The organism is Mesorhizobium sp. M0514 (genome assembly GCF_040321145.1).
Classification (GTDB): Bacteria; Pseudomonadota; Alphaproteobacteria; order Rhizobiales; family Rhizobiaceae; genus Mesorhizobium.
Window position 1 is genome coordinate 46,082 of sequence record NZ_JAMYQZ010000008.1, and the last position, 23,123, is coordinate 69,204.

The 23,123-nt window shown below is 62.3% G+C and carries 19 protein-coding genes and 1 tRNA gene; 15 read left to right on the forward strand and 5 right to left on the reverse strand.

Annotated elements, in window-relative coordinates; all coding sequences use genetic code 11:
* Positions 1-96 precede the first annotated feature (96 nt).
* The 3 genes from NKI61_RS05780 (at position 97) to NKI61_RS05790 (ending at position 5,886) form a co-directional block, all read left to right on the forward strand.
* On the forward strand, positions 97-825 hold the full coding sequence (locus NKI61_RS05780; protein ID WP_023692056.1) for a DsbA family protein: 729 nt from the start codon (positions 97-99) through the stop codon (positions 823-825).
* 69 nt (positions 826-894) lie between these two features.
* The gene (smc, locus tag NKI61_RS05785) at positions 895-4,353 is read left to right on the forward strand and encodes a chromosome segregation protein SMC (protein WP_352838993.1); all 3,459 of its coding nucleotides are present in this window, start codon (positions 895-897) and stop codon (positions 4,351-4,353) included.
* 1,224 nt (positions 4,354-5,577) lie between these two features.
* Complete coding sequence (locus NKI61_RS05790) at positions 5,578-5,886, forward strand: hypothetical protein (RefSeq protein WP_352838994.1); 309 nt, start codon at positions 5,578-5,580, stop codon at positions 5,884-5,886.
* A gap of 118 nt (positions 5,887-6,004) precedes the next feature.
* Here the strand turns inward: NKI61_RS05790 and NKI61_RS05795 are convergent.
* Positions 6,005-6,079, reverse strand: a tRNA-Gln gene (locus tag NKI61_RS05795).
* Positions 6,080-6,187: 108 nt separating this feature from the next.
* On the reverse strand, positions 6,188-6,532 hold the full coding sequence (locus NKI61_RS05800; protein WP_352838995.1) for a VOC family protein: 345 nt from the start codon (positions 6,530-6,532) through the stop codon (positions 6,188-6,190).
* Positions 6,533-6,750: 218 nt separating this feature from the next.
* On the opposite strand from NKI61_RS05800, the gene ppdK reads away from it, so the two are divergent.
* The 3 genes from ppdK to NKI61_RS05815 all read left to right on the forward strand — a co-directional run bounded on the left by ppdK (position 6,751) and on the right by NKI61_RS05815 (position 11,591).
* Complete coding sequence (ppdK, locus tag NKI61_RS05805) at positions 6,751-9,456, forward strand: pyruvate, phosphate dikinase (RefSeq protein ID WP_352838996.1); 2,706 nt, start codon at positions 6,751-6,753, stop codon at positions 9,454-9,456.
* Between the two features lie 174 nt (positions 9,457-9,630).
* Complete coding sequence (locus tag NKI61_RS05810; RefSeq protein WP_023747534.1) at positions 9,631-10,731, forward strand: glycosyltransferase family 9 protein; 1,101 nt, start codon at positions 9,631-9,633, stop codon at positions 10,729-10,731.
* Positions 10,732-10,820: 89 nt separating this feature from the next.
* Positions 10,821-11,591 carry a polysaccharide deacetylase family protein gene (locus NKI61_RS05815; RefSeq protein WP_050588131.1) on the forward strand — a complete coding sequence of 257 codons (771 nt, stop codon included), beginning with the start codon at positions 10,821-10,823 and terminating at the stop codon, positions 11,589-11,591.
* Positions 11,592-11,756: 165 nt separating this feature from the next.
* Here the strand turns inward: NKI61_RS05815 and NKI61_RS05820 are convergent, their stop codons facing one another.
* Positions 11,757-12,146 carry a DUF427 domain-containing protein gene (locus NKI61_RS05820; protein WP_023731365.1) on the reverse strand — a complete coding sequence of 130 codons (390 nt, stop codon included), beginning with the start codon at positions 12,144-12,146 and terminating at the stop codon, positions 11,757-11,759.
* 159 nt (positions 12,147-12,305) lie between these two features.
* Positions 12,306-12,665 carry a hypothetical protein gene (locus tag NKI61_RS05825; RefSeq protein ID WP_023670697.1) on the reverse strand — a complete coding sequence of 120 codons (360 nt, stop codon included), beginning with the start codon at positions 12,663-12,665 and terminating at the stop codon, positions 12,306-12,308.
* Positions 12,666-12,962: 297 nt separating this feature from the next.
* Here NKI61_RS05825 and NKI61_RS05830 point away from each other — a divergent pair, with 297 nt between their 5' ends.
* Both NKI61_RS05830 and NKI61_RS05835 read left to right on the forward strand, forming a co-directional pair.
* Positions 12,963-14,591: a fatty-acid--CoA ligase gene (locus NKI61_RS05830; RefSeq protein WP_352838997.1), complete on the forward strand. Its 1,629-nt coding sequence runs from the start codon at positions 12,963-12,965 to the stop codon at positions 14,589-14,591.
* Positions 14,592-14,713: 122 nt separating this feature from the next.
* A complete protein-coding gene (locus tag NKI61_RS05835; RefSeq protein WP_023684603.1) occupies positions 14,714-15,496 on the forward strand; it encodes a DUF1499 domain-containing protein in 783 nt (260 codons plus the stop codon).
* Positions 15,497-15,500: 4 nt separating this feature from the next.
* Here NKI61_RS05835 and NKI61_RS05840 read toward each other — a convergent pair whose 3' ends face one another.
* A complete protein-coding gene (locus NKI61_RS05840) occupies positions 15,501-16,409 on the reverse strand; it encodes an MBL fold metallo-hydrolase (RefSeq protein WP_352838998.1) in 909 nt (302 codons plus the stop codon).
* Between the two features lie 117 nt (positions 16,410-16,526).
* On the opposite strand from NKI61_RS05840, the gene NKI61_RS05845 reads away from it, so the two are divergent.
* From NKI61_RS05845 to NKI61_RS05875, 7 genes are all read left to right on the forward strand, one after another.
* On the forward strand, positions 16,527-17,120 hold the full coding sequence (locus tag NKI61_RS05845; protein ID WP_352512872.1) for a biotin transporter BioY: 594 nt from the start codon (positions 16,527-16,529) through the stop codon (positions 17,118-17,120).
* A 272-nt stretch (positions 17,121-17,392) separates the two neighbouring features.
* Positions 17,393-18,274, forward strand: a complete 882-nt coding sequence (gene rfbA, locus NKI61_RS05850) for a glucose-1-phosphate thymidylyltransferase RfbA (protein ID WP_023698135.1) — start codon at positions 17,393-17,395, stop codon at positions 18,272-18,274.
* Position 18,275: 1 nt separating this feature from the next.
* Positions 18,276-18,830 carry a dTDP-4-dehydrorhamnose 3,5-epimerase gene (gene rfbC, locus NKI61_RS05855; RefSeq protein WP_023698136.1) on the forward strand — a complete coding sequence of 185 codons (555 nt, stop codon included), beginning with the start codon at positions 18,276-18,278 and terminating at the stop codon, positions 18,828-18,830.
* A 25-nt stretch (positions 18,831-18,855) separates the two neighbouring features.
* Positions 18,856-19,950: a dTDP-glucose 4,6-dehydratase gene (gene rfbB, locus NKI61_RS05860; protein ID WP_352838999.1), complete on the forward strand. Its 1,095-nt coding sequence runs from the start codon at positions 18,856-18,858 to the stop codon at positions 19,948-19,950.
* Positions 19,947-20,888: a dTDP-4-dehydrorhamnose reductase gene (gene rfbD, locus NKI61_RS05865; RefSeq protein WP_352839000.1), complete on the forward strand. Its 942-nt coding sequence runs from the start codon at positions 19,947-19,949 to the stop codon at positions 20,886-20,888. The genes rfbB and rfbD overlap by 4 nt, the downstream gene beginning before the upstream one ends.
* Entirely contained in the window at positions 20,885-21,883 is a 999-nt protein-coding gene (locus NKI61_RS05870) for a class I SAM-dependent methyltransferase (protein WP_023752789.1), read from the forward strand. Before rfbD ends, NKI61_RS05870 begins: the two co-directional genes overlap by 4 nt.
* Before the next feature lie 76 nt (positions 21,884-21,959).
* Positions 21,960-23,060, forward strand: a complete 1,101-nt coding sequence (locus NKI61_RS05875) for a rhamnan synthesis F family protein (protein WP_023752788.1) — start codon at positions 21,960-21,962, stop codon at positions 23,058-23,060.
* The last annotated feature ends 63 nt before the right edge of the window (positions 23,061-23,123 follow it).

The following is a 23,123-nucleotide window of genomic DNA, read 5'->3' on the forward strand; positions in this document are numbered from 1 at the left end:
GCGATTGGAATGGGGACGGCGATGCCTTAATTCCCGCCAACTCTCGCCTTTTCTAGCCTTTGCGTTGCAAAATCAAACCACAGTCAGGTGATTCGCATGAACCGTAGCTTGTCCCGCAGAAACCTCCTGTCTTCGCTGGCCGTCATTCCGGCAGTGGCTATGCTCGCCGCATGCAGCGATTCAGGCGAGGATGCCAAAGCAGCGGATGTGAAGCCTGCGGCTCCCGCGCCTGCTTCGACGCCTGCCACTCCGGCCGCCGTCAAGGTCCCGGAGTCTTCCGGCAATGTCGACATGGCCGAACTGCTGAAGCCCGGCGCTTTGCCCGACAAGCAGCTCGGCAAGGATGACGCCAAGGTCACCATCGTCGAATATGCCTCGATGACCTGCCCGCATTGTGCGCATTTCGCCGCGACCACCTTCCCTGAGTTGAAGACCAAGTACATCGACACCGGCAAGGCGCGTTACATCCTGCGCGAATTCCCGTTCGATCCGAGCGCCGAGGCCGGTTTCATGCTGGCGCGCTGTTCGAAGGACAATTATTTCCCGATGGTCGACGTGCTGTTCAAGCAGCAGGCCAACTGGGTCGGCGTCAACAATACCAAGGATGCGCTGCTGCAGATCTCCAAGCTCGCCGGTTTTACACAGGAGTCCTTCGAGGCCTGCTTGACGGACCAGAAACTTCTGGACGATGTGAGATCGGTCCAGAAGCGCGGCGCCGATGAATTCAAGGTCGACTCGACGCCGACCTTCTTCATCAACGGGAAAACCTACAAAGGTGCGATGTCGATTGAGGAAATATCGGCCATCATCGACCCTCTGCTCTGACGTCCAGGCGGCGCCGGAGCGACTGCGCTTCGGCGTCAGCGCACCTTTGTGCCTTCCAGGCAGGCGCGAATGAAGTTTTCGCGCCTTCGCCTCCTCGGCTTCAAGTCCTTCGTCGAACCCGGCGAGTTCGTCATCGAACGTGGCCTGACCGGCATTGTCGGGCCGAATGGCTGCGGCAAGTCGAACCTTGTCGAGGCGATGCGCTGGGTGATGGGCGAAAGCTCATACAAGAACATGCGCGCGTCCGGCATGGACGACGTGATCTTTTCCGGCTCGGGAACGCGCCCGGCCCGCAACACCGCCGAAGTCACGCTGTTCCTCGACAATAGCGACCGGACCGCGCCCGCCGCCTTCAACGACGCCGATGAATTGCAGGTGTCGCGCCGCATCGAGCGCGAAGCCGGCTCGCTCTACCGCATCAACGGCAAGGAAGCCCGCGCCAAGGACGTGCAGCTTCTGTTCGCCGACCAGTCGACCGGCGCGCGCTCGCCTTCCATGGTCGGACAGGGCCGTATCGGCGAACTGATCCAGGCCAAGCCGCAGGCGCGCCGCGCGCTGCTCGAAGAGGCCGCCGGCATTTCCGGCCTGCACACGCGCCGTCACGAGGCCGAGCTTCGGCTGAAGGCGGCCGAACAAAATCTGGAACGGCTGGACGATGTCGTCGGCGAACTGGAGAGCCAGATCGAAAGCCTTAAGCGCCAGGCGCGCCAGGCATCGCGCTTCAAGAACCTGTCGGCCGATATCCGCAAGGCGGAAGCCACGCTCTTGCATCTGCGCTGGACGCTGGCCAAGACCCAGGAGGGCGATGCGCGGTCGGCGCTGGCGGTTGCCACAGCTCTGGTCGGCGACCGCGCCGCCGCCCAGATGGCTGCCGCCCGGGAGCAAGGCATCGGCGCCCACCGGCTGCCCGATCTGCGTGACGCCGAGGCCGCGGCTGCCGCCGCCTTCCAGCGGCTGTCGATCGCCAAGGCGCAGATCGAGGAGGAGGCAGGCCGCATCCGCGCCCGCCAGGCCGAACTCGAGCGCCGGCTGCAGCAGCTCGACGGCGACATCGCCCGCGAGGAGCGCATGGTCCGCGACAATGCGGATATTCTTGAGCGCCTGCGCGAGGAAGAAGCCACGCTCAACTCCGAAAATGCCGGCGCCGCCGAGCGCGAGGCCACGACGCGGGCCGCTTTCGAGCAGGCCGGCGCAACGCTTGTCACAAGCGAAGCCAAGCTCGCTGCGCTGACCGCCGAACGCGCCGAGGCCGCCGCCGCGCGCAATCAGATCGAACGAACGCTGCGCGAAAACGCCGAACGCCGCGATCGCTTTGCCCGCCAACTGGCCGATGTCGACCGCGAATTGTCCGAGATTGTGTCGAAGGTTGCGGGCTTGCCCGATCCCGCCGAGAAGCGCGCTCTGGTCGAGGACGCGCTCGCCCGGTTGGAGGAGGCCGAGGCCGGCGCCATTGCTGCCGAACAGGCGGTCGCCGAGGCGCGCGCCACCGAGAGTGCCGCCCGTCCGCCGCTGCAGGATGCCAGGGCCGAACTCGCCGGCATCGAGACCGAAGCCCGCACGCTGGCCAAGATCCTCAATGCCGCCAGCGGCGATCTTTTCCCGTCGGTGCTGGAGCAACTCAGCGTCGAACGCGGCTATGAGACGGCCCTTGGTGCTGCGCTTGGCGAGGATCTCGACGTGCCGCTCGACCGCAGCGCGCCGGTGCACTGGGGCGAAAGCCAGGTTCAATCAGGCGATGCGGCCTTGCCGGAAGGCCTCAAGAGCCTCGCCAGCGTGGTGCGCGCGCCTTCGCAGCTTGCCCGCCGGTTGGCGCAGATCGGCATCGTCGATGCCGCCGACGGCAAACGCCTGCAGACGCTGCTTGCCCCCGGCCAGCGGCTGGTCAGCCGTGACGGCGCGCTGTGGCGCTGGGACGGGCTGACCGCCAGCGCCGATGCACCGACCGCGGCCGCGCAAAGGCTGGCGCAGAAGAACCGGCTGGCCGAGCTCGATGCCGAGGCGGTGCAGGCGACGCAGATCATGCGCGAGGCAGAGGCTGCCCTTGCCCAGGCCGAACAGGCACTCCGCCAGGCGAGTGAGGCCGAACGCAATGCCCGCCAGGCCGGGCGCGATGCCCAGCACGGCCTGGACGCCGCCCGCAGCGCGCTGGCCGAGGCCGAAAAGGCCGGTGGCGAGCTGGCAAGCCGCCGCGCCGCCCTGGACGAGGCGCGCGCACGAATCGTCGACAGCCATGAAGAAACGGCCGCCGCCTTCGCCGAGGCCGAAATGCTGCTGCAGGACGCCCCCGATCTCGGCGACCTGCAATTGCAGCTTGAACAATCCGCCGCCAATGTCGGCAGGGACCGCGCAACCTTGGCCGACGCGCGCGCCGTCCATGAAGGCCTGCGCCGCGAAGCCGAAGCGCGCACGCGCCGGCTCGACGCCATCGGCGCCGAGCGCAGCAACTGGCTGCAGCGGGCCGAAAACGCCTCGACCCAGATCGCCTCGCTCGGCGAGCGCAGGGCTGAAGCCGAGGCCGAGCGCGAGACGTTGGCCGACGCCCCCGATGAGATCGACGCCAGGCGCCGCGCGCTGCTGTCGCAGCTCACCGAGGCCGAGACCTTGCGCAAGGCAGCCGCCGACCGCTTGCAGGAGGCCGAGACCAAGCAGGCCGAGCTGGACAAGGCCGCCACCGCGGCGATCCAGTCGCTGGCCGATTCCCGCGAAACCCGCGTCCGCGCCGAAGAGCGATTGACCGCCGCCGACGAGCGCCGGCTCGAGGTCGAGGCGCGCATCCAGGAAACGCTGAACACGCCGCCGCATCTGGTCATCCGCCATACCGGCCTGGAAGCCGATAGCCCGATGCCGGAAATGGCCGAGATCGAGCGCCAGCTCGACCGGCTGAAGGTCGAGCGCGAAAGGCTCGGTGCCGTCAATTTGCGCGCCGAGGAAGAGCAGAAGGAATTGTCGGACCGGCTGGAGGCCATCGTTTCCGAGCGCGAGGACATCATCGAGGCGATCCGCAAACTGAGGCAAGCGATCCAGAGCCTGAACCGCGAAGGCCGCGAACGGCTGCTTGCCGCTTTCGAGGTGGTCAACGGCCATTTCCAGCGGCTGTTCTCGCATCTGTTCGGTGGCGGGACGGCCGAACTGCAGCTGATCGAATCCGACGACCCGCTCGAAGCCGGGCTCGAAATCCTGGCCCGTCCGCCCGGCAAGAAGCCGCAGACCATGACGCTGCTGTCCGGCGGCGAGCAGGCGCTGACGGCGATGTCGCTTATCTTTGCCGTGTTCCTGACCAATCCGGCGCCGATCTGCGTGCTCGACGAAGTCGACGCGCCGCTCGACGATCACAATGTCGAGCGCTTCTGCAATTTGATGGACGAAATGGCCGCGACCACCGAGACGCGCTTCGTCATCATCACCCACAACCCGATCACGATGGCGCGCATGAACCGCCTGTTCGGCGTGACCATGGCCGAGCAGGGCGTCAGCCAATTGGTCTCGGTCGATCTGCAGGCCGCCGAAGCGATGCGCGAGGCGAGCTGACGCAGCATGCTTTGTTGATTTCGTCGGCGATGGCCTCGATCCAACTGTTGCAACAGGGCCGTCGCCCCTGCGACCTGCTTGCGACGCGCATTCTGTAAGGTTCGAAGAGAAGGAATTTAAGCACCACCTGAGAGCGAACGCCAAAGCCCACAGGCCAACGCGAAAGCGATGCCTAAAAGGCACAGATGGCAATAGGCTCCGACAGCAATTCAGCTGCCACGTTTATCGGAAGCCAAGGAAGCTCAGTATCGCAATCACGATAACGACTGCTCCGATGAGCCAGATTATGTTGTTCACCGTATCTCTCCCGAACTAGTTGCTGGGAGTGAACTCGTAAGAGCCTACTAATGTTCCCGCATTTTCTGCGTCGAAACAAAATGGCGGCCATCGCTTCGTCGATTGCCAGACCAAGGTCCGAACAGGGTATGACTGAAGTCCTGACGTCGGAGCCATAGGCCCGAAGGCGGGCAACCTATGCCCTCCCGATACATTGGAACCGGGCTGCCGAGCATGAGTCCCTTCATCGGTGGTCAATCGGGTGCCCGCCATTCCTGAGAGGTTAGCGGGCACCCGATTGTCGTGACACCGCCAACGGCGTGCGTTTCAATAGCGAGGCTAACAGTGACCTTTGTCCAGAGATCTGTGCGTGACGGCGCAACCCGACCCGCAAACGACAACGACAGTCCTGCGGAAGTTTCTTCCGTTCTTGACCTCATACCATCGGCTGACGACGACAAGGTCGCTGAGCTTGTCAGGCGAACAGAGCGCCTGGCAATCGCAGTGGTTATCGGAATCGCGGTTCTGCTGATCTTGGCGCCGGTGGTTTACCTTGCACTTTCTTACGGGATCTGAGACGGCCCGACTTAGGCGATCTAAGATGGCCTGATTGGTCGTATTCTCGTAAATCTGAAAAGTTGTGCCGACAGTCCTCCTCGCAAGACAAGTGTTTCCCGTCACAGATCAGGAGATCGAACGCGACGACATAGAATGGTCGTGCGCAGCGCTGCTTTGTCGAGTTGCGTAACCTTGGTGGCCGGCTTGAAAGAGCGCCTTTACCAGAAGTTGCCAACAAGAGCTGTTGTCGCAATTCCTTCCTTCACACGCCGTGTTGCGCGGGAGCAGCCGTCACTGATCGCGCCCGTGGACCAACGACGCTACTCGGAACCAAAGGGATGGGGCGCGGTTATCCCCGCGAAGGGATAATTAGCAGATGGAGATATTACAATGAAAACAATGATCGTGAGCGCCTTGGCGCTGTTCCTTGCCGTGCCAACGGTAGCTCCGGCAGCTGAAGCTGACGTGGTCATCACGACCCACCATCGTCATCATCACAGGAACGTCAGAATCATCAATGACCAAGGTCAACGCCTTCATCACCGCAGACACGGCACGGTTGCCTTCTACGACCACGGCCGCAGACATCATCGCCGGGATACTGTTATCGTGACCGGCTCGATCGAGCGTAGCCATCATCGCTATTATCGACATCATCGGCATCATCCCGTCGTCATCCAGGACGACAACGATCACTGATCCTCTCCGCACGGCCCCGGCTCTGTCGACGGAGTCGGGGTCGCGTGGGAGTCAGATAGCTCCTGACGGCAGCCATCCATAAGGTCGGTAAATCATTGATTCCAAAAGCCATGTAATTTGGCTGGGGCGCCAGGATTCGAACCTGGGAATGTCGGTACCAAAAACCGATGCCTTACCACTTGGCGACGCCCCAGCAAGCGAGCTTTGCCCGTTGCGCGGCCTTATAGGACGAGCGGCACGAAAGCTCAATGCCGAGTTGGCCACTGTGCAAAACTGATCCACCGCTTGGCGCGGGGACGCGCTATTCGCCCCAGACCGCCAACTCGTTGCCGGCGGGATCGGTGAAATGGAACCGCCTGCCGCCCGGGAACGAGAATATCGGCTTGACGATCGTGGCGCCGGCGCTTTCGACAACGTCGAGCGTTGCTTCCAGATCCTGCGAATAGAGCACCGGCAATGGTTTCGCCGGCGCCTCTGCTGCATCGGCCTGGAAGCCGCCATCGAGCCCTTCGCCGAAGGCCGAATAGGTCGGCCCGTAATCGGTGAACGACCACGAGAAGGCGGCGCTGTAGAAAGCCTTGACGCTGTCCAGCGTTGCGCCGGTCGCGGGCAGTTCGAGATAGTCGAGTTTTCCGTTGAGTTTCATCACGCTGCTCCCAACTTGTTCCCTATATGTTCTATATCCTGGGGCAGCGATCCGGCAAGTCTTTTCGACGCAGCTTTTGCTTAATCGATTGTAGTCGCCGGGCTTCGCTGCCACACCTTGCCTTTCGCACTGCAGCATAATAACGCTCGGGTCGGAGCGCGGGGGGAACCGGGTCTTGGCCCCGGGGTTCTAATCTTCCGAGAACTTGGAGGGCGAGCATGACCAAATGGGTCTACACCTTCGGCGATGGCGCCGCGGAAGGACGTGCGGGCGACCGCAACCTTCTCGGCGGCAAAGGCGCCAATCTGGCCGAGATGTGCAGTCTTGGCCTGCCGGTGCCGCCGGGCTTTACGCTCACCACCGAAGTCTGCAACGCCTATTACGCCAACGGCAACAGCTATCCGGCCGCGTTGAAGGCCGATGTCGTCAAGGCGCTGGACCATATCGGGCAACTGACCGGGCGCGGTTTCGGCGATCCGTCGAAGCTGCTTCTGGTCTCGGTCCGCTCCGGGGCCAGGGCCTCGATGCCGGGCATGATGGACACCGTGCTCAATCTCGGCCTCAATGACGAGACGGTCGAGGCGCTGGCAGCCGATTCCGGCGATGCCCGCTTTGCCTATGACAGCTACCGCCGCTTCATCCAGATGTATTCCGATGTCGTCATGGGTCTCGACCACGAAGTGTTCGAGGAGATCCTCGAGGACCAGAAGGCGAGCCTCGGCCACGAGCTCGACACCGAACTGACAGCGCAGGAATGGCAGAGCGTCATTGCCCTCTACAAGGCCAAGGTCGAGGAGGAGCTCGACAGGCCGTTTCCACAGGACCCGCACGAGCAGCTGTGGGGGGCGATCGGCGCGGTGTTTTCCAGCTGGATGAACAACCGCGCCATCACCTACCGGCGCCTGCACGACATCCCGGAAAGCTGGGGCACGGCGGTCAATGTCCAGGCCATGGTGTTCGGCAATATGGGCGAGACGTCGGCCACTGGCGTCGCCTTCACCCGCAATCCCTCGACCGGCGAAAAGATGCTCTATGGCGAGTTCCTGGTGAACGCGCAGGGCGAGGATGTCGTAGCCGGCATCCGCACGCCGCAGAACATCACCGAGGCGGCGCGCATTGCCGCCGGCTCGGACAAGCCGTCGCTGCAGAAACTGATGCCGGACGCGTTTCGCTCCTTCGTCGACATCTCCGACCGCCTGGAACAGCACTACCGCGATATGCAGGACCTCGAATTCACCATCGAGCGCGGCAAATTGTGGATGCTGCAGACGCGTTCCGGCAAACGCACCGCCAAGGCGGCGCTGAAGATCGCCGTCGAGATGGCGCGCGACAAGCTGATCACGACGGAGGAGGCGGTCGCCCGCATCGATCCGGCCTCGCTCGATCAGCTGTTGCATCCGACCATCGACCCCAAGGCCGCGCGCGATGTCATCGGCGTCGGCCTGCCGGCTTCTCCGGGCGCGGCGACCGGCGAGATTGTTTTCTCCTCGGGCGATGCCGAGGATCTGAAGACGCAAGGTCGCAAGGCAATCCTGGTGCGCATCGAAACCAGCCCCGAAGACATTCATGGGATGCATGCTTCGGAAGGCATCCTGACCACGCGCGGCGGCATGACCAGCCACGCCGCCGTGGTCGCGCGCGGCATGGGCAAGCCTTGCGTTTCGGGCGCCGGCTCGCTGCGTGTCGACTACAAGGCCGGCACGCTGATGTCGATGGGCCAGACCTTCCGCAAGGGCGACATCATCACCATCGATGGCAGCAACGGCCAGGTGCTGAAGGGCGCCGTGTCGATGCTGCAGCCGGAACTGTCGGGCGATTTCGCCGCCATCATGGAATGGGCCGATGCGGTGCGCCGCATGAAGGTGCGCACCAATGCCGAGACGCCGCTCGATGCGCGCATGGCGCGCTCCTTCGGCGCCGAAGGCATCGGCCTCTGCCGCACCGAGCACATGTTCTTCGACGGCGAGCGTATCGTCGCTATGCGCGAGATGATCCTGGCCGATACCGAGAAGGACCGCCGCACCGCACTTGCCAAGCTGTTGCCGATGCAGCGCTCGGATTTCCTCGAACTGTTCGAGATTATGGCCGGCCTGCCGGTGACGATCCGGCTGCTCGATCCGCCGCTGCACGAATTCCTGCCCAAGACGGAAGCGGAGGTGGCGGAGGTCGCCGCCGCCATGAACGTCTCGCCCGACAAGCTCAGGCAGCGCACAGAAGCCCTGCACGAGTTCAACCCGATGCTCGGCCATCGCGGCTGCCGTCTCGCCGTCTCCTATCCCGAGATTGCCGAGATGCAGGCGCGTGCCATCTTCGAGGCAGCCGTCGAGGCCGGCAAGAAAGCCGGCGCGCTGGTCGTTCCCGAGATCATGGTGCCGCTGGTCGGCCTGGTGAAGGAGCTCGACTACGTCAAGGCGCGCATCGATGCGGTCGCCAAGGCTGTCATGGACGAGACCGACGTCAAGATCGACTATCTCACCGGCACGATGATCGAGCTTCCGCGCGCGGCGATCCGCGCCCACGTCATCGCCGCTACGGCCGAGTTCTTCTCCTTCGGCACCAACGATCTCACCCAGACCACTTTCGGCATCTCGCGCGACGACGCAGCATCCTTCCTCGAGACCTATCGGCAGAAAGGTATCATCGAGCAGGACCCGTTCGTCTCGCTCGACATCGAGGGCGTCGGCGAACTGGTGCGCATGGCTGCCGAGAAGGGCAGGGCGACGCGGCCCGACATCAAGCTCGGCATATGCGGCGAACATGGCGGCGATCCGGCCTCGATCCGCTTCTGCGAAGAGGTCGGCCTCGACTATGTCTCGTGCTCGCCCTACCGGGTGCCGATCGCAAGATTGGCCGCAGCCCAAGCCGCGGTGCAGATTCCCAAAACAGCAGTGCCGCGCCCCAAAAAGAGCGCCGCGGCATCCTGATTTCGACATAGTCCTTTCGGTATCGATGAAACGGCCACCCCTGCGTGGCCGTTTGGCGCTAAGCTTACGATTTTGTAAGCAAATTCACGCTGATGTGCGCGCCCCAACACGCAATCCCGACATCGTTTCTTCCCAATTTCACGGCCCCCCAACCCGCCCGGTGCCGAGAAAAAGATGTTACAGATTTCGCCCAGACCCTTCCGCTCGATCCTGATTATCCAGACCAAGTTCATCGGCGATGTTGTTCTGTCCTCCACGCTCGCCAAGAACCTGCAGCTCGAATATCCCGGTGTCAGGATCGTCTTTCTCTGCGAGGCGCGCCTCGCCAGTTTCGTCACCGCGCACGGCATCGCCGCCGAGGTCGTCAGCTTCCGCCGCGCCGCCATGCGCGGCACCCCGCTGGAGCGTGGACGCGAGCTCTATTCGATGATCAGCCAGCTGCGCCAATTCCGTTTCGACCTGACCATCGACCTCACCGATTCAAAGACATCGCGGCTCATCGTCAGGTTCCTCAACGCCAGCACCCGCATCGGCTACAATCCTCCGGAAAGGCCGCTGCGCTGGCATGAGCGCCAGCCCGCCAATGTCTTTGCCGAGCCGTTCGGTTTTGGCGAACGTCACTATCTCTACCGCTACCTTTCGCCGCTCGAGCCGCTCGGCGTCGGTCTGCGCGTGCGGGTGCCGTCGATTCGGCCATTGCCGATGGAGACGGCGAGGGCCCAGGCATTGCTGGACAAACACCATCTGCGGCCAAATGGCTTTATCGCGGTGCATGCCGGCGCCAGTTTTCACGGCCGGCGCTGGCAGCATGAACGCTTTGCCGCCGTGATCGACACGATTTCGCGCGAAACCGGACTGGATTTCGTACTCGTCGGCGGCCCTGACGAGCGCAAGCCGGCCGAGCAGATCCTCGCCAGTGCCGCGTCGATCGTCAACCTCGTCGGCGCGCTGTCGCTGGAAACGCTGCTGGCGGTGTTGCAGCAGGCGCGGCTGTTTGTCGGCAATGAGAGCGGCCCCATGCACATGGCAGCAGCGGCCGGAACGCCGGTTGTCGGCCTGTTCGGCCTGACCAGCCCGGCCGTCTGGGGACCGGTCGGCGTGCCCAGCCTCGCCTTGCAGCCATCCATGCCGTGCAATTGCGTGGCGGGCAGCCTGTGCAATCCGCTCGATCCCAGCAAGGCCTGCTGCGTCTGGCGCCTCGAGGTCGAACCGGTCGTCGCGGCCGTGCGCGAAGTCCTGTCACGCACGCATGTGGAACTGGAACACGCCGTCTGACGGTGCGCGGCGGTCACATTGTCTGGATATCAGCTTTCTCACGGCCACTATCCCGATTTCCGCCTTGTTGCGGGTCCTGGGATGCGGCTATGACAGCGCCGATTCTCAGACAAGACAGGCATCCCTTGCAAAAGCTGTTTTGCGCCTTGGCGCTATCTATCGTGGCCGTGTCCTCGGCCCAGGCCGCGCCGCTTGTCGAGCCGGCGCTGCATCTGAAGGCTGAGGACGGTAGCAGTGTCGGCCGCGTCGCGCTTACGCTCGACGCCTGCGGCGGGCAGACCGATACGAGGATCCTGTCGGCGCTGGTGGAGAACCGGATTCCGGCGACGATCTTCGTCACCGGTATCTGGCTGAAGCGCAACGCCGCCGCCGTCGAGATCATGCGCGCGCATCCGGACCTGTTCGAACTGGAAAACCATGGCGGCCATCACATCCCGGCCGTTGACACGCCGCGCAAGATCTACGGCATCCGCAGCGCCGGCAGCCCGGAAGCGGTGCAGGCCGAAGTCGAATCGGGCGCTGCCGCTCTCGCTGGCACCGGCGAGCCGGCGCCGAAATGGTTTCGCGGCGCGACCGCCGAATACAGCCCGTCGGCTATCGCCATGATCCGCAAGCTTGGCTTCAAGGTCGCCGGCTTTTCGATCAACGGCGATGGCGGCTCGTTGCTCGGCGCAACAGAAACTGCCCGGCGCATCGCCGCCGCCAAGGATGGCGATGTCATCATCGCCCACATCAACCAGCCGACCCACGCCGCCGGCGAGGGCGTCGTGCAAGGTCTGCTCGCGCTGAAGGCCAAGGGGCTGACGTTCGTGCGGCTGGATGACGCCGACGGTGTCGGCAACGACGGGACGACTGATTAGGATCAGGCGGCGGCAGGCAGTTTCATCGCCTTTGGACTGACGTCGCCGACGTTTGAGATTAGCCGAGGCCTCTGAGCTTCGTCATCCCAGGGTGAAACAGGAGCGAAGCTCCGTCGCGAAGACCCTGGGATGACGAAGCGAGCAACGGCGGCTTGAGTCGCTTGCTCAGGCCGGTGCTGCTTCGATCGTCACCCTGTCGGGATAGAAGGCGCCGTGGTCGCGAATCTCAGCCATTTCGTCGAAGGGCTGCTCATAGCCCCACATTGCGTCCTTGCCGGTCTCGCCGGCCGGCAGCACGCTCCAGTAGCTGGCGTCGCCCTTGTAGGGGCAGTGGGTCGACAGGGTGGTTTTGCCGAGCTGGGTGAAGTCGATGTCTTCGAAGGGGATGTAGAATGCCTGGCGGTAGGGCGGTTCGGACAGAAGCTTCGCCCGCGTCGATGAGGCGATCACCGTATCGCCGGCACGCACGACCACGGTACCCCGATAGGGTTCGACGGTGATGACCTTGCCGGGATTGCTCTGAAAGCCGGGGGCGGGGTTGGCGATCTGGTCCATGCGGGGTTCTCCTTGTTCGATTGGGAGCACAGTCCGATTGAGAGCGTGCGGGGTTGCTTCCCATGTCCCTAAAATGTGTCTGGAGAACTCGTTGCGCAAGCCTTCGCCAGTAGGCCAGAGCTGGCCTTCCGATCACTAAAAACGATCCCGCGTGGAATGCTAGGCTGCGGTCTTGAACACGTCCATTAGGCCGGCATAGGCCGCGGCAATACCGGCTACCGGGTTGGTGCTTCTTGACGTCGTCTCGACCTTCAGCGGGCCGCCGCCGGTCGGCAAGGTGAGCAGCAGGAACTGGCGATTGCCGCCGTCGCCGATCGATGCGGCGGCGACATGCTGGCCTTCGCCTTCGTTTTGGACGCACATTTTGAACAGCAGCGTGCCGCCGACCGCCTCAAGGGCGCCGCCGACCACCTCGACAAATTCGTCTTCGGAAACCTTTTTGGCCTCCGGCACGAGATCGGCCAGACTTGCGGCAAGCGTGTCTTCAAGCTCTTTGTCGTCGAGTTGAATATCGTCCAACTGCACGTCTTCGGCCCCGGTGTCAGCCAGCTGCCTGTCGTCGATCTGCCTGTCGTCGATCTGCTTGCCGTCGAGCTGCGTGTCCATGCGAACCTCTTTCAGTCGCCAATCCGCACCCCTACCCCGTTAACGAACCTTAACGTCGACGATGGCCGGATTGTGGCGGTTTTCCCCGCCTTTCGATCACTGCTTGCTTCAGCCGTTAACGGTTGGAGACGTCATGGCTGGACAATCCGTCCGTTCGTCCCACAATGGAACAAAAGACGGGAAAAACGAGGAAGCAATGGGAGGAACCAGATGCTCGGACTGATGCAGGAATGGCCGCTGCTCTGCCACAAGCTGATCGACAATGCCGAGCGGCAGCACGGGACGCGCGAGATCGTCTCGCGCTCGATCGAAGGTCCTGTCGTTCGCACCACCTATGCTGAAGTTCATCGCCGCGCGCTCAAGGTCGCTCAACGGTTGGAGCGCGATGGCTTTGTGCTCGGCGACCGCATCGCGACCCTGGCCTGGAACACGGCGCGCCACATAGAGGCCTGGTACGGCATCATGGGCATCGGCGCCATCTACCATACGCTCAACCCGCGTTTGTTCCCCGAGCAGATCGTCTGGATCATGAACAATGCGCAGGATAGAGGGATCTTCGTCGACCTGACCTTCATGCCGCTGCTGGAAAAGATCGCCGGCGCGGTCAAATCGCTGAAAAAGGTGATCGTCCTGACCGACAAGGCGCATCTGCCTGAAACGACGCTGCCGAATGTGGTTGCCTATGAGGACTGGTTGAACGAGGCCGATGGCGACTTCGCCTGGAAGGTTTTCGGCGAAAACACCGCAGCCGGCATGTGCTACACCTCCGGCACGACGGGCGATCCCAAAGGCGTGCTCTACAGCCACCGCTCGAATGTGCTGCATGCCATGATTGCTGCCATGCCCGACGCCATGGGCCTCTCCGCGCGGGACACGATCCTCCCCGTCGTGCCGATGTTTCATGCCAATGCCTGGGGCCTTGGCCAGAGCGCGCCGATGATCGGCGCCAAGCTGGTCATGCCCGGTTGCAAGATGGACGGCGCCTCGATCTACGAGCTGCTCGACACCGAGAAGGTGACCTTCAGCGCCGCCGTGCCGACCGTCTGGATGATGCTGCTGCAGCATCTGGAAGACACCGGCAAGAAGCTTCCCTATCTCAGCAAAGTCGTCATCGGCGGCTCGTCCTGCCCGCGCGCCATCATCAGGAAATTCCAGGACAATTACGGTGTCGAAGTCATCCATGCCTGGGGCATGACCGAAATGTCACCGCTCGGCACGCTGTGCACCATGAAGCCGCAGTATCAAGCGCTCGAGGGCGAGGACCGGCTCGATATCCAGGGCAAGCAGGGCTACCCGCCCTTCGGGGTCGAGATGAAGGTGACGGATGACGACGACAAGGAACTGCCTTGGGACGGCAAGACCTTCGGCCGGCTGAAGGTGCGCGGTCCAGCCGTCGCCAGCGCCTATTATGGCGGCGTCGGAGCCGAGCAGTTCGACAAGGACGGCTGGTTCGACACTGGCGATGTCGCCCATATCGATTCCGGCGGCTACATGCAGATCACCGATCGCGCCAAGGACGTCATCAAGTCGGGCGGCGAGTGGATATCGACCATCGACCTGGAGAACCTCGCCGTCGGCCATCCCGATGTCGCCGAGGCCGCGGCGATCGGCGTCCATCATTCGAAATGGGGCGAGCGGCCCTTGCTGGTCGTGGTCGCCAAGCCCGGCAAGGAGCCGAGCAAGGCCGATATACTGGCGTTCATGGACGGCAAGGTGCCGAAATGGTGGATACCCGACGACGTCGCTTTCATCAGCGAAATCCCGCACACCGCCACCGGCAAGATCCAGAAGATCACCTTGCGCAAGCAGTTCAGCGACTACCGCCTGCCGACGGATTGACCGGGACCGTGCGTTTCCTTGACCTTCAAGCTACCGGCCGCAAAAACGTTAGGGCAGGGGATGTTCAATTTGAGCATCCTTTGCTCTAAGCGTCTGTGCGGGTTGGGGCGGTGCTGAAGACAATGGAAATTGACGAGCGGCAGACATCGAAGGCGGCCGGCTGGTCGCGGCGCACGGGCGCTTTTGCCCTGGTCCTGCTGCTCACCGTGCTGGCCGGCCATCATTTCGAACTGGTGGAAACGCCGGCCTTCCTGTGGGTGCTGGCGATCGTCGCCCTGCTTGCCGCATTCGCTTTGCTGTTTGCCGGTCTCGCTCTGTCCAGGCTGTGGCATTTCGGTGACCGTGGCGGCCGCGACCTCTCGGTCGGCGCCCTGCTGGCGCTGCTGGTGCTGACGCCCTACGGCTTTGCCACCTATTTGGCGGCGACCACGCCGCCCCTGAGGGACATCACGACGGACCTCGACAATCCGCCAGTGCTCGACACCAGCGACCGCACCAAGGACATGAACGTGCTCGCGCTGCCAACGCCGGGCGAAGCGCGCCTGCAGGCCGACGCCTATCCGCTGGTCACCGGGCATAGCTACAATCTGCCTTTCGAAACCGTCGTCGACGCCGTTGAAACCGTGCTCGACCGCCGCGATTGGCAACTTACCGCGCCATACCCAGTGACCGACGGTCAAGACGAGGTGACGATATCGGCCGTGGCCCGGAGCTTCGTCGTCGGCCTGCCCGCCGACGTCGCCATCCGGGTCAGCAATGATGGCGACACCATCGTCGTCGACATGCGCTCGGCCTCCCGCTACGGCCGCTACGATCTCGGCGACAATGCCGCGCGCATCGTCGGGTTCCTCGCCGAACTCGACCAGGAGGTTGCGGGCCAGGTGGGTGCGGCTCCGGCCGAGTAGTTCTCTACCCCACCGGCACAAAGACGCCGTCGATGGCCGGGTCACCCTGGGTAGCAATCAGGCCGCGCGCCACCAGGTCTTCGAGATGGGCAAGCACCGACAGGCCGGCGGCGCCATGCAGGCGCGGGTCGGTGTCCCTGTAGATCGCCTTGACCATGTCCGGGATTGTCCGGTCGCCGCCCCGGATCCGTTCGAGGATCGCCCGTTCGCGCATCTTGCGATGGGTCTTGAGCCCGCGCATGAAGCTGAGCGGCGCGGTCACCGGGCCGCCGTGGCCGGGCAGCAGCAGGCGGTCGCCGCGGGCGATCAATCTGTCGAGCGAGGCCATGTAATCGGCCATCGCTCCGTCCGGCGGCGCCACGATCGATGTCGCCCACGCCATCACATGGTCGGCTGAAAACAGGATGCCGGTGCCTTCGAGCGCAAATGCCGCGTGATTGGCGGTGTGGCCCGGCGTCAGCACCGTCCGGATCGTCCAGTCATCGCCCTCGACCAGCGCATTGTCGGGCAGCGCGATCTCCGGGACGAAAACCGTGTCGGCGCTGGCGTCGAGCGGGTTGATCTCGCCGATCCGCAGCGGCCTTGCCGGGCGGTGCGGGCCTTCGGCCAGTACAATAGCGCCGGTGTGCGCTTTCAGCCGGGCGGCCAGCGGAGAATGGTCGCGATGCGTGTGGCTGACGAAGATATGGCTGACCGGCCGGTTTGCGATCACCTTGAGCAGCGTCTGGAAATGCGCCTCGTCATCGGGGCCGGGATCGATCACCGCCAGCGTATCGCGCCCGACGATGTAGCTGTTGGTGCCGTGAAAGGTGAACGGGCTGGGGTTTTTGGCGGTGACGCGCAAGACGTCCGGCGCAACGGTGACGCCCTCGCCATAGGCCGGATCGAAGCTGGTGTCGAATTTGAGCGCCATGGCGGTGTCGTTGAATCTCTGTTCAGGAAGACGGCAAAACTGATTGCCGCATAACACGGAAGCCAATATAGAAAAACGCAAGGCCGCGATCTGCGGCAATCCGGATTGGGGAAGACCATGGCACTTGCAACGACGATGCGTCCGCTTGTTTCTCTCGCTTTGCCCCAGGAGGGCGCGCAGCGCCTGGCAACCCAGCTTTTGCTCGCGATCGCCGGAACGCTGCTTTTGACCCTGTCGGCCAAGACGAAAGTCGTGCTCGGGCCGGTCGACATCTCGATGCAGACGCTGGCCGTCCTGCTGATCGCCACCGCATTTGGCCTGCGGCTTGGCGTCGCTACCCTGCTTCTCTACATGGCCGAAGGCGCCATGGGCTTCCCGGTCTTCCAAAGCACGCCTGAAAAGGGCATCGGCATCGCCTACATGATCGGCGGCACCGGCGGTTATCTCGCCGGCTTCGTCGTCATGGCGGCCATTGTCGGCTGGGCCGCCGACCGCGGCTGGGACCGCCACCCGGTCAAGTTGTTCAACGCCATGCTGGTCGCCGAAATCGTCATGATGGCCATGGGCTTTGCCTGGCTGGCCACCCTCATCGGCGCGGAAAAGGCGTGGCAGTTCGGCGTTTTGCCGTTCGTCCTCGGCGACCTGATCAAGGTTGCGCTCGCCGCCAGCCTGGTGCCGGCGGTATGGTCGCTGCTGCCCAAGCAGCCCTGAAAACCGGACGACACAACGAGCCGGCGGGCCAAAGGCCCGCCGGCTTTTTTATTGTTGTGCATCCAAAAGGATGCCGGGACGCCGGTTTGCCAAATCGCCGCATCTATTGCAGCGTCAGCCTGTGCTGGTCGGTCAAATTGCCGCGAGGCGGCAGATGCAGAGCAATTCTGGCGCTGATCCACGGCCGAGATTGAATTGACAAGCCATTGCGCGAAACCTAAGCACGGGCAACTTGATTTCGAGGCGGGGGCCGGTAATTCAAGGAGAGCTTGTTGAAGGGAATAATCCTTGCAGGAGGCAGCGGGACGCGTCTGTATCCCCTTACATTAGCGATCTCTAAGCAGATTCTGCCGATATACGACAAGCCGATGATTTTTTATCCGCTGAGCGTCTTGATGCTCGCCGGTATCCGCCAGATTTTGATCATTTCGACACCTCGCGACTTGCCGGTGTTTCGGGAGTTGCTGGGCGACGGTTCGGAATTCGGGGTCGAATTCTCCTATGCCGAGCAGGCGCAGCCCAACGGGCTTGCCGAGGCCTTCATCATCGGCCGCGACTTCATCGGCAAGGATAATGTGTCGATGATTCTCGGCGACAACATCTATTTCGGCGAGGGCCTGTCGCAGCTCTGCCGCACTGCTGCGCAGCGCCAAAGCGGCGCGTCGGTGTTCGCCTACCATGTCGAGGACCCGCAGCGCTACGGCGTGGTGTCGTTCGACAAGCTCAGCGGCACGGCTTTGACGATCGAGGAGAAGCCGCGGGAGCCGAAGTCCAACTGGGCGGTCACCGGCCTCTATTTCTACGACAATGAGGTCGTCGACATCGCGTCGACGATCAAGCCCTCGGCGCGTGGCGAACTCGAGATCACGGCGGTCAACAACGTCTATCTCGAGCGCGGGAAATTGCACGTGCATCAGCTCGGCCGCGGCTATGCCTGGCTCGACACCGGCACGCATGACAGCCTGCATGAAGCCTCTTCCTTCGTGCGCACGATCGAGCACCGCCAGGGGATCAAGGTCGCCTGTCCTGAAGAAATCGCTTTCGAGCAGGGCTGGCTGACCGCCGACAAGGTGCTTGAGCGCGCCACGCGCCTGGGCAAGAACGAATACGCCGCCTATCTGCGCCGGCGTGTCACCGAGCTGACGGAGACATAGGGTGTTGGAAGTCAGGCAGCTCGGTTTGGACGGCGTGCTGGAAATCGTGCCGAAGCGGCACGGCGATGCGCGCGGTTATTTCATCGAAACCTGGAATGCCGAGGCCTTTGCCGAGGCCGGCATCGATCTGCGTTTCGTCCAGGACAATCATTCCTATTCGGCTGCCGCAGGTGTCGTGCGGGGGCTTCACTATCAACTGCCTCCACGCGCGCAGGACAAGCTGCTGCGTGTAATCAGAGGCCGCATTCTCGACGTGGCGGTCGACATCCGCCGCAGCTCGAAAACCTTCGGAAAATGGGTCGCGCTCGAGATATCGGCCGAGAAAGGCAACCAGATCCTCGTGCCGAAGGGTTTCGCGCACGGTTTCGTCACGCTCGTGCCGGACACCGAGGTTCTGTATAAGGTCACCGACACCTATTCGCCGGCGCATGATCGATCGATCCGTTTCGACGATCCTGATATCGGCATCGATTGGCCGTCGCCGGCCGGCGCCTTCGAGCTCTCGGCCAAGGACCTCAAGGCGTCGGCGCTTGCTGAGGCCGAGGTGTTCGCATGACGCGCGACGATGTGAGGAGAGCGCCATGAATTTTCTGGTGACAGGCGGTGCCGGCTTCATCGGCTCGGCCGTGTGCCGGCATTTGTGCGCCAATCCGGCCTACCATGTGACCAATCTCGACAAGCTCACCTATGCCGGCAATCTGGCCTCGCTGCGCACCATCGAGAATGCACACAACTACAAATTTGCGCAGGCCGACATCTGTGACGAGCGGGCGGTTCTCGACATCCTCCACCGCGACGAGATCGACGTCGTCATGAACCTCGCCGCCGAAAGCCATGTCGACCGCTCGATCGACGGACCGGGCGCCTTCATCGAGACCAACATCGTCGGCACCTACCGGGTGCTGAATTCGGCGCTCGAATATTGGCGTGGCCTTGGCGACGACAGGAAAGCCCGCTTCCGCTTCCACCATGTGTCGACCGACGAGGTGTTCGGCGATCTGCCTTTCGACGGCGGCATGTTCGTCGAGGAAACGCCTTACGCGCCATCCTCGCCCTATTCCGCCTCCAAGGCCGCATCCGACCATCTGGTGCGGGCCTGGCACGAGACGTACGGCCTGCCGGTCGTGCTCTCCAACTGTTCGAACAATTACGGGCCTTATCACTTCCCCGAAAAGCTGATCCCGCTGGTCATCCTCAACGCGCTCGACGAAAAGCCGCTGCCGGTCTACGGCGCTGGCGCCAATGTGCGCGACTGGCTGTTCGTCGAGGATCACGCCCGTGCTCTGGAACTGGTCGCCACAAAGGGCCAGCCCGGCGAAAGTTACAATGTCGGCGGCAATTCCGAGCGTACCAACCTTGGCGTCGTCGAGACGATCTGCGGCCTGCTCGACATCAGGCGTCCGCGCAGCGGCGGCAGGAGCTACCGCGATTTGATCAGCTTCGTCACCGATCGGCCCGGCCACGACCGCCGCTATGCCATCGATGCCTCCAAGATCGGCAGGGATCTCGGCTGGGCGCCGGCGGAGAGTTTCGACAGCGGCCTGGCAAGGACGGTCGACTGGTTCCTCGACAACAAGTGGTGGTGGGGACCGATCCGCGAGCAGTGCTATGCCGGCGAGCGGCTGGGGCACGTCCAGTCCCATGGCCAGGTTGAAGGCAGGAAGGGCGCGGCGTGAGGCTGGTTGTCACCGGACGCGACGGTCAGGTCGCCTCCAGCCTGCTGGAGGCCGGGCAGAGGCGCGATGGCATCGAGGTCGTCGCCGTCGGCCGGCCGGCACTCGACCTCACGCAGCCCGATACGGTGTTCGAATCGCTCGCGGCCGCGCGGCCGGATATCGTGGTGTCGGCCGCCGCCTACACTGCGGTCGACCGGGCCGAGGACGAGCCAGACCTTGCTTTCGCGGTGAACGCCGTCGGCGCCGGCAAGGTCGCCGAGGCGGCGGCCCGGCTCGGCGTGCCCGTCATCCATCTGTCGACCGACTACGTCTTCGACGGCACCAAGGACGGCGCCTATGTCGAGACCGACGCCACCGCGCCGCTCGGCGTTTACGGCGCTTCCAAGCTTGCCGGCGAACTGGCGGTGGCGGCTGCCAATCCGCGCCACCTGGTCCTGCGCACGGCCTGGGTCTACAGCCCGTTCGGCAAGAATTTCGTGAAAACCATGCTGCGGCTGGCCGGCGACCGCGACGAGATCGCTGTCGTCGCCGACCAATGGGGAAATCCGACGTCGGCGCTTGATATTGCCGACGCGATCCTGCATGCGGCGGCGACGTTGCGCGATGACTTTGACGGCTACGGCATCTATCATCTCGTCGGCACCGGCGAGACCAACTGGAGCGGCTTTGCCCGTCATATCCTGGAGACAAGCCGGGCGCTTGGTGGACCGCACGCGCGGATACGCGACATCGCGACCAGCGACTATCCGACCAAGGCAAAGCGCCCCGCCAATTCACGGCTGTCGACGGCGAAATTCGCTGATACGCTTGGGTGGACCGCGCCGGACTGGCGGCAATCGACGGAGACCGTGGTGCGCCGGCTGATGCAAAACCTTGTTGATGATTATCCTCCTCTTGTTGAGACCATGCGCTTGTCTGGCATCGTGAAGCAGCGATGATCCCCTTCACCTCGACGACATTCCGGTTCCCTGACCAGGTAGCTCCGTCTGCCTGGATCGAGCATGTTCCATTCATGTTCTGGCTGTTTGATGCGCTACGGCCAAATCGGTTTGTCGAGCTTGGCACGCACACCGGAGTCTCTTATTGCGCAGCCTGTCAGGCGATCGAGCTGTTGAGCCTCCCTTGCACCGGCTGTGCAATCGACACCTGGAAGGGTGACGAGCATGCCGGCTTCTACGACGAAGCGGTGTACTCCGATCTGGCCGCCTACCACGCACCAAGATATGCTGACTTCTCGCGCCTCATGCGGTCAACTTTCGACGATGCCGTCGACGATTTCGAGGACGGTAGCATCGACCTGCTGCACATCGACGGCCTGCACAGCTACGACGCCGTCCGCCGTGACTTCGAGAGCTGGCAGCCGAAACTGACGCAAAACGCCATTGTGCTCTTTCACGACACGAATGTGCACGAGCGCGATTTCGGCGTCTTTCGCCTTTGGAGCGAGGTCTCGGCGGGTCGGCCGCATTTCGAATTCTTGCATGGACATGGACTGGGCGTTCTGGGAATTGGCAAGAAATATCCAAAGGCAATTGCAGCGCTTTTCGCTGCCGGCAAACAGGATAGCGAGCGGGAGGCCGTGCGATCCGCCTTCGCTCATCTTGGCCAAGCGGTTGCCCAGCGCGGAACTGCGGTCCAGGCGGCAAGGCAGGCGGAAGCGGAGTTTGCGCTGAGCCGCAAGGAGTGGCAGCGACAGATTGAACAGCGCGACGCGGAGTTTGCGCTGAGCCGAGAGAATTGGGTGCGACAGCTCGAAAGCCGCGACAACGAGATTGCACGAGCACAAGAGGCCACTAGCGCGATCGAGGAAAGGCTAAGGCGAAGCGAATTCGCCGTTCGAGAATTGCGAGACTCAACAAGCTGGCGGGTGACCGGACCACTACGAGCGCTTTCAGCATATATTAATTGGCTGCTGCGGAGCGTGCGTAGTTGACGACTAGCGATTGGATCTAAGAGCCACCGGTGATCAAGAATGGCATGGAATATTATTGTGAAGGGGAAGTAGAAACGTGGCGATTAAAAAGTTTATTGGTAAGTTGATCGCAACTCCGCTCAAGTATTGTGCTCGTGCCGTCTTTCACTACCCAAAGGTGGTTTCTGCGTTACTGCGTCGCTTTTCGGGGAAGAATAGCTTTATCACGGAGAGCGTTGAAGGCAGTCGTCGATTTGAGAATGGGAAATTTGCCATCTTTCTGATTTGGCAGCCAAATGGTCTGCCATGGTACGTCCGGAATGCTCTCGATGCGTTTGCGGAAGCAGAAATAAATGTCATTGTGGTTGCAAATCATGCCCTCAACGAATCGATGAAGGCAGCGCTTTCTTCGCAAAGTCGTTGGATACTCTCGCGAGATAATACGGGATTCGACATTGGCGGTTTCCAGGACGCAACACATTTCGTGCGCGAGAACTTTGAGATTGATCGTCTGATCTATCTCAACGACAGCATCTATCTTTTCAGGGAAGGTCTGACAGAGATGATGCAGCGGCTCTCAACCTCGAAAGCTGACATATGCGCCGCATTCGAGAATTGGGAGATATTCTATCATATCCAATCGTTCTGCTTTTCGATGTCGCGCCGCGTGCTGGACTCCCCCGCAACAATAAAGTTCTGGAAAAATTATCTGCCTGTTAATTCGAGAAAATGGGCTATAGATGCAGGTGAAATTGGGTTGTCAAGAGCAATTATACCGGGTTCAAATGAAATAGATTTGATTTATTCACCCAATGATATCAAACCACACCTAAAGGATCTTACGTCAAGCGAATTGGTTGCGATGAACACCAGTATTCCGGTCGCGCTTCGCTTCAAGAAGAAGGAAGTCAAAGGCTCTCGGCGAATTGAGATACAAGGTGAGATACTGAATCGAATATCGGGACGTTCCCAAATTCACACGGGCGGGTTTCTATATCGGAAGTTTCTGAGATGCCCGATTCTGAAACGAGATCTCGTATATCGCTTGCAGTATTCAATCTATGATGTTGAGGCTCGTCTCCAGGAGCTCGGTCATGAAGGCCACATTGATGAAATTCTGTCGGACATGAGGCGGAAGGGCATTGGAACTCAAATGGGGTTCTTGAAGAGGATCCAGTTCAGCGATGGAATCATATGACGAATCGCTCATGGAGTTTCTTATGTATTTTCAAAGGCTGGCTTGTGATCAATGGTAGCCCCC

What these genes read in the sequence shown, in the direction of transcription:
- ppdK (WP_352838996.1), top strand. Translation starts at nt 6,751, where the DNA reads ATGACCAAATGGGTCTACACCTTCGGCGATGGCGCCGCGGAAGGACGT.
- NKI61_RS05845 (WP_352512872.1), top strand. Translation starts at nt 16,527, where the DNA reads ATGGCACTTGCAACGACGATGCGTCCGCTTGTTTCTCTCGCTTTGCCC.
- NKI61_RS05790 (WP_352838994.1), top strand. Translation starts at nt 5,578, where the DNA reads ATGAAAACAATGATCGTGAGCGCCTTGGCGCTGTTCCTTGCCGTGCCA.
- rfbB (WP_352838999.1), top strand. Translation starts at nt 18,856, where the DNA reads ATGAATTTTCTGGTGACAGGCGGTGCCGGCTTCATCGGCTCGGCCGTG.
- NKI61_RS05815 (WP_050588131.1), top strand. Translation starts at nt 10,821, where the DNA reads ATGACAGCGCCGATTCTCAGACAAGACAGGCATCCCTTGCAAAAGCTG.
- NKI61_RS05840 (WP_352838998.1), bottom strand. Translation starts at nt 16,409, where the DNA reads ATGGCGCTCAAATTCGACACCAGCTTCGATCCGGCCTATGGCGAGGGC.
- NKI61_RS05830 (WP_352838997.1), top strand. Translation starts at nt 12,963, where the DNA reads ATGCTCGGACTGATGCAGGAATGGCCGCTGCTCTGCCACAAGCTGATC.
- NKI61_RS05870 (WP_023752789.1), top strand. Translation starts at nt 20,885, where the DNA reads ATGATCCCCTTCACCTCGACGACATTCCGGTTCCCTGACCAGGTAGCT.
- NKI61_RS05835 (WP_023684603.1), top strand. Translation starts at nt 14,714, where the DNA reads ATGGAAATTGACGAGCGGCAGACATCGAAGGCGGCCGGCTGGTCGCGG.
- NKI61_RS05820 (WP_023731365.1), bottom strand. Translation starts at nt 12,146, where the DNA reads ATGGACCAGATCGCCAACCCCGCCCCCGGCTTTCAGAGCAATCCCGGC.
- NKI61_RS05810 (WP_023747534.1), top strand. Translation starts at nt 9,631, where the DNA reads ATGTTACAGATTTCGCCCAGACCCTTCCGCTCGATCCTGATTATCCAG.
- NKI61_RS05800 (WP_352838995.1), bottom strand. Translation starts at nt 6,532, where the DNA reads ATGAAACTCAACGGAAAACTCGACTATCTCGAACTGCCCGCGACCGGC.
- smc (WP_352838993.1), top strand. Translation starts at nt 895, where the DNA reads ATGAAGTTTTCGCGCCTTCGCCTCCTCGGCTTCAAGTCCTTCGTCGAA.
- NKI61_RS05780 (WP_023692056.1), top strand. Translation starts at nt 97, where the DNA reads ATGAACCGTAGCTTGTCCCGCAGAAACCTCCTGTCTTCGCTGGCCGTC.